The sequence below is a fragment of the Ochrovirga pacifica genome (assembly GCF_000220525.1).
Lineage (GTDB): Bacteria > Bacteroidota > Bacteroidia > Flavobacteriales > Flavobacteriaceae > Ochrovirga > Ochrovirga pacifica.
In genome coordinates, this window is sequence record NZ_AFPK01000062.1 from 80,475 (window position 1) to 94,261 (window position 13,787).

Here is a 13,787-nt window from a genome sequence, read left to right on the forward strand (position 1 = left end):
TTTTTTAACTAATCTTTGTTAAACTTATAAAGTATAACGTATTCTAAAACTACTCCATTATTTACCGCTACTTTATAAGCGGTATCAATAATATAGACAGTTGAATTGTTTTTTATTTAGACTATAAAATAACTTCTTTTAATATATATTGACTTGTTTATAGAATTCCAAGTTATGACTACCTTTTATCTCTACAATTCTTATCAAAAGCGACTAGATTGAATAATTGTCGCATTCTAGAACGAACTCTGCAACCGTAACGTTTGCCTATTTCTTCTGCATTGAGGTTGGTCGTCGCAAAAGTTAATTTTTTGTTTTGGAGGAATAAATCGTATCTGGAGAGTAAAATTTCTCCCATAACATTACAATCTTGTCCAAAGTGTTTTCCATCAGGTTCCACTCCTAAATCATCAAAACAAAAAGAAAAGCTAGAACCGTATTTTTCTATCACTTCAAAACCTTTACTATTGAATTGGAACGTTAAAAATCTACTTGGAATAACTTCGTAATTGATAACGTTTGGAGAAATATGTTTTAATAATTTCATCCAACTTGTTTTACCACAACCTACGGGTCCAGAAAGTAAAATTCCTTTGTTGGGATCTAGTCCATATTTTTCACATTTTTTATAATCTCTGATAAAATACAAGCAAAGCTTATAGAGTAAAAACATATCATCTTCGTAGAGTTTAAAGTTTTTTCCAAAGGTTAATCTGCCTTTGTAGTTGAGGTAAGCTACAATTTTATCAAAATCGTAGTGGATGATATTATTTTCTATGGTTCCTAATTCGAATAGAGTTTCTTTTTCGTGTATGATGTGTGGGTGCATAAGATTAGTGTTTCTTCTTTTTTTATTTTTTTTACCTCTAATTTCTTCTGTTCTTTTGCCTTGATGCCAAAGAACCAAAAAATCAAGAAGGTTCCTATGAAATTACTTCGTACCAGTCACTCCATCATTCCATGCTCCTTTTCTTCGAAACGTACTTCCATGATTACATGACTTATTTCTTGGAACTTTCAAATTCATTTTGATTAACATTTTTGTATTCATTTTTACGAAATAATCTTGTATGTCATTTGTTACAAGATTTTCATTTTTTTAAAAATCGGCCGGAACTATTTTTTTCATCTCGACTCCGCTCGATGACCATCAAAGTGGTTGGTTATAATCTTTGTCATTTTCAACTTTTAAATAATCAGAATTTTGATTTTCCTGTTTATAATGTTTATTTCGTTTTATATGTTTATTATGTTTATAATAAGATACCAGTGCTTGTCCCACAGGTTGTTCTACTACCTGTCCCACATCTTGTCCCAGTACTTGTCCACTACTAGTCCAAAAATTGTACATATTGACTTCGCTACTTTTAAATGGATTTTGTGAAGGTTTATATTTTAAGTATTTCCATTTATTTAGTTCACGAATACATTTGTGATAAGTTGTTTTTGAACCAATTTTTGCCATAATCATGACTTCGTTTCTGTTTACATAAAAAGGAGTTTGAAACCTATTTACATTCCATAATTGAAACAAAGCCATGTAGAGACTAATGTGAGTTGGATTAAAGCGTTGGTCATCAATTATTTTATCATAAAAAACTTTTAAGTGTTTTATATAATTGACTTCTGACATAAACTCAATGTTTTACCTTATTCTCATCCATTACTTTCTGAATTTCTTCAGCATCGTAATAAATAATTCCTCCAATTTTGGTGTAAGGTAAAGTACCATTGATTCGAAGTGTTTGTAAGGTTCCTGGACTCACTTGAAGTAACTCCATAATCTCATTCGACTTTAAATACTTTTTGGTTTTTGTTGATGAATTTGATTCTAAGAGCTTTTTAAAATCTTCTAATAATTCAATTTTAAATTCTCTTAAATCATCTGTAGTAATAATTGCTGCTGGCATAATTTTACAATTTTAAAGATTAACTAATAGTTTGATTTGACTTTCGTTTTTCAAAATTGCAACGCTTTGATGGAATTTATTCGGTACCTGTTCGGTACTACCGAAAAAAAAATATTAAAAATAAAATCTCAACGTTTATAAAGGTTGAGGTTTTGTTAATTAGAATTTATTTAAATAATTTTTGTGAAAATACTATTTTCGGTAGTTCCAAAAACTACCGATTTTTTATGCATCTTCTAATTCAATTTTACGAACAAGATTTAAAGATAATTTGTTTAAGAATTTGGTTTGATCTTTGTTTCTATTCTGAATCTCTCCAAAAGTTTTGTAATAGTTACCTAACTCAATACCAAACAACGTTTCAAATATTTCTATGATTTCTTTGATGTTGACTTCCCCATTATTAACAGCCCCAGAACATTTAAGTGAATATATAAGCTCTATTAAATCCGTTTTGGATGCTGTCCAAGAAAGGGAGTTATGAATAGTACTTTCTTTTTCACTTGAAACATTATAGCAACCATTTTCAATATTATGTAAACAGTGAAGCTCTTGCTTGTAAAACTCTGTTAGTAAATCATATGTAACCACCTCACATGCTAATAAATCATGAGAAGTTGTAAATTCGGGATCTATATCTGGATAATCTGTTTGTGAAAACAAAGCTAATTGTTCATTGCCTCTAATAAAGTACTTATCATCCAAAGTAGTCTGACCTTGTTTGATATATCTATAAAAATTGAGGTTTTTCTTCTTTTTAGATTCTAACCTCCTAAGCTCTTTGTGAATGTATTTCTTTTGTTTTTCTATGGAAACAAATGGCTTTTCGGTTTTGTAAGCCATTTGTAATTTTAAAAATTTAATCTCTCCACAAATACCAGGCTTGATGTTTTTAAAAAAGGTTATTTCTTCTTGTGTATTTTTAAATGATAAAGTCCTAACGTAAACTCTAATTTGATGTAAATGTTTTTTAGCTTCTTTAAGTTTTAACTTTAGTTCTTCATCTTTTTTCAGCTTTTTACCTTCAATTTTTTTGATTGAAAGTTCATAACTTTTCTTTAACTCTAAAATGTTTTTCATAGTAACTTAATTTATAGCAACTATGAATTTAATTTAAAATCAATTAAATAAAATATAGACTGTGAAATAACACAGTCTAAAAATGATTAAATTTTATATAAAACACTCAAATTGAGTATCATGAAACATTATTTTTTTGTATCAAATGTGAGTTTTTTGAAAATTTAGTTCTAAGAATACTCATGTCTTCACTTACTTTTTTATCTACAATTTTTGCGTAAATCTGGGTAGTTGTAAGTTTGGTATGTCCTAACATTTTTGAGACCGTTTCAATAGGAATCCCATTAGACAAAGTAACTGTTGTTGCAAAAGTATGACGTGCCATATGAAAGGTTAAATTCTTGGTTATTCCACAGCAATCGGCAATTTCTTTTAAATAACTATTTACCTTTTGATTAGAGATAGTTGGGAAAATTTTATTGACATCTATTTTTCGGTAGTTTTCGGTAGATGATTTTATTAACTTTTCAGCAGGTTCTAACAATGGAACTTTTACAGAGGTTCCTGTTTTTTGTCTTTTTGTATAAATCCAATTTCCTCCATCAATTCCTTTTACAATGTTATCTGTAGTTAAATTTTTGATATCTATATAAGGTAAACCAGTATAACAACTAAATAAAAACAGATCTTTTACCAAACGTAATCTTGGAATGTTTGAATGATAGTTTTGAATATTATTTAATTCGTTTTCTGTTAAATACTCTCTGTTTGTTTTTTCTAACTGTAAAGAGTAATTAACAAACGGATTTTTATGGAGCCAATCTAGGTTAATAGCAATATTTATCATTTTATTAATACGTTGTATGTGTTTTACAATTGTATTATTTCCTATTGGTTTGTTATTTCCTTTTGAAATGTACGCTCGTAAAAACAACTCAAATCCAGATATAAACTTGTAATCTAATTCTTTTAAAAACACATCGGTAGTTTTATACTTTGCTTCTATATATTCAAGAATATAATTTTGAGTAGTTATATAATGATTTAAAGTGTCTTTGGTTACTTTCTCTTTAGCAATTGAATTGTGATATTTAAAGAGGTCATTAAAAGAATAGTTTTGTGTATCTAATCCTAAGTATCTTGCCTTTACTAATTGAGCTGTAATTAGTTTTCCTTCAAGGTCTAATTCTCTATAAGCATTCGATATTTTACCTTCTTCTTCTTTTATAAACTGATTAAGAACTCTAGCTTCATTGGAGTTTCCTCTAACTTTTGATTTGGAATGATCCCAAGAATCAATTTTGATCTTCTTGTTTAAACTAATATTAGCTCTTTTAGAATTGATGGTAATTCTAAAATAAATAATAGCAAAACCAGGTTCTACCTTTTGAGTATACAACCATGTTAATAATGAGTAAGTGTTTGATGATACCATAGTAATCGTCTTTTGTGGTTAAACATTGGACGAAAGTCAAATCAAACTATAAGTATCTATAAGTAGTAGGTTAGTAAAATTGGCTTAAAAAAAGTACTAACCGAATTACTTACCTAATATATGAAATATTTTGGTTTTCATTCAAATCAACACAAATAAAAAAACCTTATAAACATAGTGTTTATAAGGTTTTGTGCACTTTTATTATAAAAGTTGCGGAGAAAGAGGGATTCGAACCCCCGGTCCTGTTACAGACAACGGTTTTCAAGACCGCCGCATTCGACCACTCTGCCATTTCTCCAATAAATAGCCAACTTTTTCGTTGGGCTTGCAAATATAACAAGTCTTTTTTGTTTCAGCACAAAAAAGACTTGTTTTTTTCATTAATAATAGTTCCAAAAATCTACAACCGTTCTGTGATCGTCGGTATAAATCAACAATACATTAGGTTTCTTTTGTGCATAATGATGGCTACTTAATAAAAGAAAACAAACAACAACTATCTTTTTAATTTTATGCATCCTACTCCTTATTTTTTATTTTTAGTTCCTTTAGGCACAGCTGTTTCATAAAACTGATCTCTTAGTTTGTGATACCCTTTGTAATTGATCATTTGTGGTGAAATATTGTCTTTGTTCCAAGTTGTCCATTTTGCTTTAAGCTCTTTAGCTTTGGAAGGATTTTTTGATGAAATATCATTTTGCTCAGATACATCTTTAGGCAAATAAAACAATTCTGGTTTTTTGCTATCTCTGTCCAACACATGTTTGGTACCGTCTGCTGCCAATACTGCCCATTTGTTACCACTTTTCCAATAAATATAGTCGTGTGGTGCTCCTTGTGCTTCCCCAGTAACATAAGGAATCAAATTAACCCCTTCCATTGCAGGTGCTGCTGTAGCATCTCCTCCTGCCAAAGCCACTGCTGTACGGCCAATATCTAACGAATTCACAGGGTAATTTACCACAGTACCTGGCTTAATTTTGTTTGGCCAACTTGCAAAAAATGGTACGTGAACTCCCCCATCGTACAAATTCCCTTTTCCACCACGGAAAGGTTGGTTGTCTGAGCCATTCCATCCTTTAGTACTTCCTCCTTTGGACTGCGGTCCTCCGTTATCACTTAAGAAAAAGATCAAGGTGTTTTCATAAATTCCACTGTCCTTTAAAGACTGAATTACCGTTCCAATTCCTCTATCCATAACATCTACCATGGCAGCATATACTCGTCTTTTGTTGTCTTTTATATGGGCATAACGAGCAATATCTTCTTTAGGGGCTTGCAAAGGCATGTGTGGTGCATTGTAGGCTACGTACAAAAAGAAAGGATTTTCTTTATTGTCTTTTACAAATTGTGCGGCATCGTTGCTCAATGCTGTTGTTAAATAGCCTTCAAAATTGTCTGCTCTTTTATTACGAACCAAAGGTTGTAAATAGGCTTCCCATACTTTTTTGGTTCCATCAATTCTAAAATAGTCGTGTCCTCCTCCTAAAAAACCGTAGAAATAATCAAATCCTCGGTTCAAAGGATGAAATTCTGCTGCGGCTCCCAAATGCCATTTTCCAATAGCTCCTGTTTTGTAACCTGCTTCTTGCAAACGTTTGGGAAATAGTTTTTCTCCAACATCAATTCCCATATGAGGATTCGCGGGGTCGTATGCAGGGTTGGTTTCAAAACCAAATCTATGTTGATATCTACCTGACAACAATGCCGCTCTACTAGGCCCACAATAAGCATGATTGGCATATCCTTGTTTAAAGAAGGCTCCATTTTTTGCTAAGTTATCCAAATTAGGGGTTTGTATATCTGTAGCTCCTGTAAACCCTGTATCTGCATAGCCCATGTCATCAGCCATAAATACAATGATGTTGGGCTTTTTATTTTTTTGAGCGTGCCCAAATGTAATCCCTATAATTGTTAAAGTAAAAAGTAAAATTTTAGTTTTCATCTCAGTTCTAATTTATTGATAAATATTTTTTAAATGCTGTTTGATTGTATTTTTGTAAAAGTAGATCTATCTCCATTTCTCATTAAAAAGATATTACTAAAAAAAAGACACAAATGATTTTTTTGTTCTATTTCCTACAAATTTCTACTTCTTAATTACCTCTTTGTTAACCTCGTTTCCATCCACATCGTAATGAATAAATTCTATAATTGGTTTTCCTTTTTCACGATATACCTTAACTCCTAAAAATCCTCCTGCCACTCTTAAAAATTTATGTTCTGGCTTTTTATCATCTGGTGACCAACCTTGTGCATGTGCATCACTAGAAGGACCTTGAGAAAACTCCATCAATCCTGTTTTGGTATCTTTAGAAACATATTGCCAATGACGGTCTCCGTTTAACACAAACATGTTGTGCTTTTTTAAGAATTTTCTTAACCAATCTCCTTCTTTTTTAAAAGCTATATTGGCATGATTGTCACTTTTATCAGATACTCTATCGGGTCCAACTACTGGAGTTGCAGACACAAATAGTTTAAAGGTAGCATCCGATTTTTTCACCGATTTGGCAAACCATTTTTTTTGTTCTTCTCCATAAATAGTTTTGTCTTTTCCATCTTTTAAATAATTGGGAGATCGAAACTCTCTTCCTTCCAACAACCAAATTTGCACATCTTTTCCCCATCTAAAAGTTCTATAAGGTTTTCCTACCAAAGGAGCTTGTTCGTACCAAATACTCAATCCGTCTTTGTAGGTAATTTCACCAAAAGGTTGCATCCCCGGATACGAATCGTTACTTAACAAATCGTGATCGTCTTTTTGAAGATACAGAGGTACATGGTTATAGAAATCTACCGAAGCTGGCCAAGCGTTTATCGCATGCCATTTCATTCTAGCTTGTGCAATATTTAAAGCCATAGGACCTGGTTTGTCGTAGTAAACAAAATCTCCCGTCTGACAATGAAAGTTAGGTTGTAACTTTTTCATGGCATCATAAATTTTAAAACCACGTTTTTCATCATCATAATCCCAAAAATACTGACACGTTGAAGATGTAAAAAACACAGGAACAATATCATTTTTACTAGGAGCTGTGGTAAACTGTCCCACAATTTTAGTTGATGTTTTTTTAGGTTTAGCTACTTTGTCTTTCTTTCTAATTCTTGTGTATTTTCTACCTAAAATCTCTACTTTGTAGGTTGTGTTAGGTTTTAAGTTTTTGATCACTTTTTTAAACGTATAATCTTTTAAAGAAGAAACAAATTCCCAATCCAATTCAACTTGATGGTTTTTACTGATTAATTTCACCTTTACCTCTCCAAAAGTTCCGGAAACTTCTCCATCTAATTGGTCTACGGGTTGATTGTTATTGTATTTTAAAGGAGCCCTGTAGGGTGCTTTTTTTCTTTGATGTGTTATAGGGTTTGGCAATAGTTGACTACACAAACGAGTCCAAATTACAGCTGAATTTTCTGTAACTTCTCCTATTTTTAATCCCGTTGTAAAATACACAAGGTCTTTTTTGTTTTGACCAAATACTTGTAGTCCTAGTAACAATCCTAATAGAAAACAAATAGCTTTTTTCATATTAAAAATTTGGTTTATTTCATTAAAAACGTGTTCGCACACCATTTAAGCTAAAAATACACTTCCCTTCAAAACTAATTAATAAAAGAATCGTTCACAACCTAAAATAGTGCTATGAACGATTTGTGCTATGTATTTAATCTATTTTGTCTTTATCAAACTTCGTATTGCAGTCTTGATCAAATAATCATTCTATCAAAACAACAAATTATCTTTTTACAGAATGGTCTTTTTGTCTGTAGGTGGTTAACAAAGTTTCCATTTCTTTAACTTTTTCAGGATACTTCTCGTATAAGTTTACTCTTTGTCCCCAGTCGTTTTTCATATCAAACAATAAGCCTTTGGTATGAAAAGTTGGGTAACCTCTTAGCTGATTGTAATCTTTAGTTAAAGGCTTAGATCCTGCTCCATTACTATGATTAATGTACAACCAATCTCCTTTACGAATTCCCCATTTATTTTTGTACGTATTGTGAACCGTAGCTTCTCTTAATGGTTTTTGATAGGATTTTCCCATCCAAAGAGATTTTAAACTGTAACTGTCTGGAGCTGCATTTTGGGGTAAATCACTTTTGGTAATTTCTGCCAACGTAGCCATGATATCTATTTGAGAAATTACCTCCTTAGAAATTGTTCCTGCTTTAATTCTATTTGGCCAACAAACAATAAACGGCACATGATGTCCCCCTTCCCAAACATCTCTTTTTACTCCTCTAAAATCTCCTGTACTATAATGCCCGTATTTTTCTGCTCTTGCCATAGCATATCTTTCAGGGCCATTGTCTGCTGTAAAAATAACAAGTGTATTCTTATCAAGCCCTTTGTCTTTTAATTCTTTTAACACCTCTCCCACAACCGCATCTGTTTGTACCATCCAATCTCCATAACCACCCGCTTTAGAGCTTCCAATAAATTCTTTGTTGGGAATGATTGGTGCATGGGGTGATGGCAAAGCCAAGTACAAAAAGAAAGGATCTTTTTTCTTTTGTTTCCTAATCCATTCTTTGGTTTTTATTTGTATTGTTGGCAAAACCTTATAGGGATTCCAGTTTTTTACCATAGGCCCTGGTCTAAACTCCCAATGTCCTTCTGCGGTTTCCATTCCATTTAAATCTAACAATGTTGAAGGAGCTTCTACCACTTTGTCATTTTCTATAAAACAATACGGTGGAAAATTAATGGTGCCATCACCAAAATAATAATCAAACCCTCTGGCTAAAGGACCTCCTTTAATCGGCTTAGTCCAATTGATCGCTTTGTGACTTATAGCCTTTTTTTTCTTACCAAATACCATTACATCGTGTTTGGGTTCTTTTGAATTGATTTCCCAATTCCAACCCAAATGCCATTTACCAATACAAGCGGTTTTGTATCCTTTTTGTTTTAAGATTTGAGGTAGCGTAACATCTGTATCTTTAAAATAAGGTTTTCCAAAGCTATTTACAATTCCATGCCCCCTTCTCCAATGGTATTGTCCTGTTAACAAAGCAAAGCGACTTGGTGTACAGATTCCAGATGAACTATGTGCATCAGTAAATCGCATTCCACTTGCTGCTAATTTGTCTAAATTTGGAGTCGGTATTTTTGAATGTGGATTTTGACAATTCAAATCTCCAAACCCCATATCATCTGCGTAAATTATAACAATATTAGGTTGCTGTGCTTTTACAGGTACTACATATAAGCAAATACAACCGGTAATTAGAACGATTAGATTTAGAAAACGAATTTTCATGTAAAATATTTAAAAAAATCAAACACATCAGTTAAAAACTAAAAGTGAAATTATGCAGTTTATCTTTAAAAAAGGTAGAAAATTGTCTTCTTTAAAGGGGGGAAATCATTTGTTTTGTATTTTTTAAGTAAAAAAACCTTGGTAATACATGTATTACCAAGGCCTTTTTTATAAGTAAAGTATGCTGTTTATTTTATTCTACTACATCTAAAACGGGAGTTCTTTTGTCATCCATACGTTTCATGGCATTGACTTCATAAATACGTTTTAACATAAACAATGGGCGTTCTAATTCCCCTTCCCAAGCAAACAAATCTTTAAACAATTCTCTTACTTTTTCGGGATGTTCATAAGCCAAATTATTGTTTTCACTTACATCTTCGGTAATTTTATACAACTCTGCAGGTCTGTCAGGAAAACGTAATAATTTCCAATCTCCTTTTCTTACAATTCCTCTGTTCTCTTTTTTCCAAAACAGCAATTCGTGAGGTCTTTTAGTGTCTTTACCAGTAATGTACGGTAGTAAATCCACACCATCTAATTGAGCTATCTTATCAGCCTTTCCTCCTGCAATGTTTACAAAAGTCGGGAGTAAATCCAATGTACTTACAGGATATTCATAACTAGAACCTGGTTGAATGACCTTAGGCAACTTCATTACAAAAGGCACACGAATTCCACCTTCCAAGTTGTTAGATTTGCAGCCGCTTAACGGATAATTACAGGTTTTGGTACCATCAGGTCCTCCGTTGTCGTTAGAAAACACAATCAAGGTATCATCTTCTAAACCTTCTTCTTTAAGCTTTTCTAAAATCTGACCACAAGCTTTGTCCAAAGCTAAAGTCATGGCTGCCAACACTTTTCGTTTACCTGTCAACCCTTTTATTTTTTTCAAATCTTCTTGAGTGGCTTGCATTGGCGAATGTACTGCGTTGAACGAAACATACATAAAGAATGGTTTCTTTTTGTTTCTATCAATAAAATCACAAGCAGCATCTGCCAAATCGTAGGTCAAATATTTTTTGGGCTCTTGGTATTTTTTATAGCCAATTTCCAAACGATCTTCAGGTTTATCGGCAGCTTGTTTTTGGGTCAATGGATAAAAACTTCTTGCTCCTCCTCTAAATCCGTAGAACTCGGTAAAGCCTCTTTTCAAAGGATGGTATCTATCTGCGTTTCCCATGTGCCATTTTCCTAACACGATGGACTGATATCCTAGTTTCCCTAAATAATCAGCCATGGTTTTTTCATCTAAAGGCAAGCCCATATCATCTCCTAATAACTTAGATGATTTGCTCATGTAACCAGGAACATTGTTTTCTTCAAAACCAAAACGTTGTTGATATCTTCCTGTAAGCAAACCCGCTCTAGAAGGACCACAAACTGCAGCCGTAGTATAGGCTTGTTTAAATACCATTCCCTCTTTGGCCAACTGATCTAAATTAGGTGTAGGAAACGTTTTACTCCCTTGAAAGCCAAAATCAAAATACCCTGCATCGTCTGCAAAAAGAAATACAATATTTTTCTTTTTTTGTGCTGATGTGCTTAGACTAAAAAAAACTAAGGCAACTAGCAACAAACATAGTTTACGTGTTTTCATAAGATTCTATTTGGTTTCTATAAATACCTGATTGCTTTCTAATTTTGGAGAAGTTGCTTTGATCAACACAGCTCCTTTTTTGTCTTTTAACGATTGTACCAACAACAACGCACGTCCTTTGGATGTAACCAAGCTATTGCTTTGGTAATCTTGTGTGTTGTTCAACGCTCCATTATCTACACCCAAAACACGTATGTCTCCATTCACTTCAAAAGTCAATTTTACATCTTCTGTGGTTACATTTAGCCCATCTTTATCCACCAATTGTGCCACCACATGCGCTACTTCGTACCCATCGGCATTTAAGCTTGTTTGGTCTGTAGTCAATACAATTCCTACAGCTTTTCCTGTCGTTTGTAATATGTATTCTACCTCTTGTCCATCAAAACCACCACGAGCTGATAAGGTTCCTGGCTCAAACGGTACTGCCCAACGCAAAATACGATCAGGACTTCCACTTAAGCTTCTCCATCCTAATGATTTTCCGTTTAAAGACAATTCTACTTTGTGTAAATTGGTTGGTACTTCTACAATTACGGTCTGTCCTTTTTTGTAATTCCAGTGCTTTTGGGCACGGCTGTTGTTCCATTTTAAGAACTTTGCTGATTTGATTTTTACTTTTCCGCTCAATTCATCTACCATCAAAGAGTCTTTTACAGGATACGTTCCTACAGACACGTGTGGTTTGTTGACCCAGATAGATTTAAAATGATCAAATCCTTCTTTTTTGAATCCTGCAAAATCCAAAATATCACCATCCCATCCTTTGTTTGGCCATTTGTTATGTGCTTCTCCCATGTAGTCAATTCCTGTCCACATATACATACTGTAAATCATAGGGTCTTCAATAATCGAATTCCACTCTTCCCAAGTACCTGAGTTTTCATTCCCCGTAAAATGCAAATCTGGATAGTTTTTTTTACTCCAATCGTATTGGTTTACTTGGTAACTAAACCCAACTATATCTAAGGTTTGTGCATACCCTGAAGCCAAACTCGCTACGGGAATAATTAGGTTTGCAGTTACAGGACGTGTATTATCAATTTCGCGTGTCCAGTTGGCCAAACGTTGTGCAGTTTCTGTTAACTTGTACTTTCTGTCTGGTAAATTTTTGTAACGCTTTTGCATTTCCTCTGCCGTAATGTTTGGCAAACGATTCCAATACCCTTTAGCACCTGGATCCCACAAACCACTTACATGACGGTAGTGCTCATAAGTCCATTCAATCTCATTTCCTATACTCCATTCAAAAATCGATGGATGGTTGCGATCTCTCAACATCGAACGTGTCAAATCGCTTTTTCCCCATTCTTGAAAATGATTGGTATATCCTTCTGTAATAGCATCTGGTTCACGCTCTTGCATGTTCCAACGTTTGTCTTTTGGGTTGTCAAACTCATCAAAAATTTCTGCTTGCACCAACAAACCTAACTCATCACACAAGTCGTAAAACTCTTGAGAAAACGGATTGTGCGAAGTACGAATGGCATTTACCCCCGCTTCTTTTAAAGCCAACAATCTGCGTTTCCAAACTCCTTTAGGTACTGCTGTACCTACCAAACCACCATCATGATGGATACACACTCCTTTTACAAAAGTTGATTTTCCATTTAAAAAGAAACCTTGGTCTTTTTTGTGCTCTATAGTACGTATTCCAAAAGGTGTTGTGTAAGTATCTACTACTTGACCTTGTACCACAATTTGCGTAATAGCTTTGTACATATTAGGGCTGTCTATATCCCATAATTTTGGTTCAATAACTTTTAAGGTCTGCGTAAATGCCTCCTCTTTGTTAGAAGAAACTTTTGCCTCTTGCTTTTGGGTTGTGATGGCATTTCCTGCAGCATCTATAATTTTGGTAACAATGTTAAATCTAGTGCTTCTTCTTCTATCATTTTTCACCTTTGTTTCTAATTTTACCAAGGCATGCCCTTTGGTGATTTCTGGTGTTGTAACATAAGTTCCCCAGATAGGAATGTGTAATTTGTTTGCGGTGATTAGCTTGACTTTTCTATAAATTCCACTCCCCGTGTACCAACGGCTGTCTGCATATCTTGAATGATCTACATGAACTGTTAATACATTGTCTGAACCATCTGTTTTTAATTTAGATGTCAAGTCAAAGTGAGTAGGAGAATATCCATAAGGGTTTTCACCCAATTTTTGTCCGTTCAACCAAAAAGTAGCATTGTTGTACACCCCGTCAAACAGCACGTAAGCTTTTTCTTTTGTTACATCAATCGGAGTTTTAAAATGTTTTTGATACACTCCTACACCCCCAGGCAAATATCCCGTTGCTCCTTCTAGGTCTTTGCTAAAAGAAAATTCTACACTCCAATCATGTGGTAAACGAACGTCTCGCCAATCTGTATCTTTTAAAGGCAAATTAGAAGGAAGCTCTGTTCCTTTTTGTAACTGGAATTTCCAATCAAAATTAAAATCGTGTTCTCTTTGTTGTGCTGTCATTGTGGTAGAAGCTAACAAAATAGCTACTAAAACCTTAGCTCCTCTTAGGATAAGTCTCCTCATGTTCTATACTGATTTGTGGTTAA

Annotated in this window: 10 protein-coding genes and 1 tRNA gene; all 11 read right to left on the bottom strand. The window is 33.6% G+C overall.

Translation table 11 applies throughout. The features are described 5' to 3' along the window. Nucleotides 1-178: 178 nt before the first annotated feature. A complete protein-coding gene (locus tag FS85_RS0111160) occupies nucleotides 179-829 on the bottom strand; it encodes a P-loop NTPase family protein (RefSeq protein ID WP_029489435.1) in 651 nt (216 codons plus the stop codon). A gap of 321 nt (nucleotides 830-1,150) precedes the next feature. Further along, nucleotides 1,151-1,633, bottom strand: coding sequence for a hypothetical protein (locus FS85_RS0111165; RefSeq protein WP_010136381.1), 483 nt, complete (start codon nucleotides 1,631-1,633; stop codon nucleotides 1,151-1,153). Between the two features lie 4 nt (nucleotides 1,634-1,637). Then, the gene (locus tag FS85_RS0111170; protein WP_010136382.1) at nucleotides 1,638-1,910 is read right to left on the bottom strand and encodes a helix-turn-helix domain-containing protein; all 273 of its coding nucleotides are present in this window, start codon (nucleotides 1,908-1,910) and stop codon (nucleotides 1,638-1,640) included. Nucleotides 1,911-2,135: 225 nt separating this feature from the next. Further along, nucleotides 2,136-2,990 carry an RteC domain-containing protein gene (locus FS85_RS15585; RefSeq protein WP_010136383.1) on the bottom strand — a complete coding sequence of 285 codons (855 nt, stop codon included), beginning with the start codon at nucleotides 2,988-2,990 and terminating at the stop codon, nucleotides 2,136-2,138. A 118-nt stretch (nucleotides 2,991-3,108) separates the two neighbouring features. Beyond that, the gene (locus FS85_RS0111180; RefSeq protein ID WP_010136384.1) at nucleotides 3,109-4,365 is read right to left on the bottom strand and encodes a site-specific integrase; all 1,257 of its coding nucleotides are present in this window, start codon (nucleotides 4,363-4,365) and stop codon (nucleotides 3,109-3,111) included. A 216-nt stretch (nucleotides 4,366-4,581) separates the two neighbouring features. After that, nucleotides 4,582-4,666, bottom strand: a tRNA-Ser gene (locus FS85_RS0111185). Between the two features lie 228 nt (nucleotides 4,667-4,894). Next, on the bottom strand, nucleotides 4,895-6,313 hold the full coding sequence (locus FS85_RS0111190; RefSeq protein ID WP_010136385.1) for a sulfatase family protein: 1,419 nt from the start codon (nucleotides 6,311-6,313) through the stop codon (nucleotides 4,895-4,897). Nucleotides 6,314-6,457: 144 nt separating this feature from the next. Then, nucleotides 6,458-7,900: an alkaline phosphatase D family protein gene (locus FS85_RS0111195; protein WP_010136386.1), complete on the bottom strand. Its 1,443-nt coding sequence runs from the start codon at nucleotides 7,898-7,900 to the stop codon at nucleotides 6,458-6,460. Between the two features lie 208 nt (nucleotides 7,901-8,108). Continuing rightward, a complete protein-coding gene (locus tag FS85_RS0111200) occupies nucleotides 8,109-9,635 on the bottom strand; it encodes a sulfatase family protein (RefSeq protein WP_010136387.1) in 1,527 nt (508 codons plus the stop codon). A gap of 193 nt (nucleotides 9,636-9,828) precedes the next feature. After that, the gene (locus FS85_RS0111205) at nucleotides 9,829-11,235 is read right to left on the bottom strand and encodes a sulfatase (protein ID WP_010136388.1); all 1,407 of its coding nucleotides are present in this window, start codon (nucleotides 11,233-11,235) and stop codon (nucleotides 9,829-9,831) included. Nucleotides 11,236-11,241: 6 nt separating this feature from the next. Beyond that, on the bottom strand, nucleotides 11,242-13,764 hold the full coding sequence (locus FS85_RS0111210) for a glycoside hydrolase family 2 TIM barrel-domain containing protein (protein ID WP_010136389.1): 2,523 nt from the start codon (nucleotides 13,762-13,764) through the stop codon (nucleotides 11,242-11,244). Between the last annotated feature and the right edge of the window lie 23 nt (nucleotides 13,765-13,787).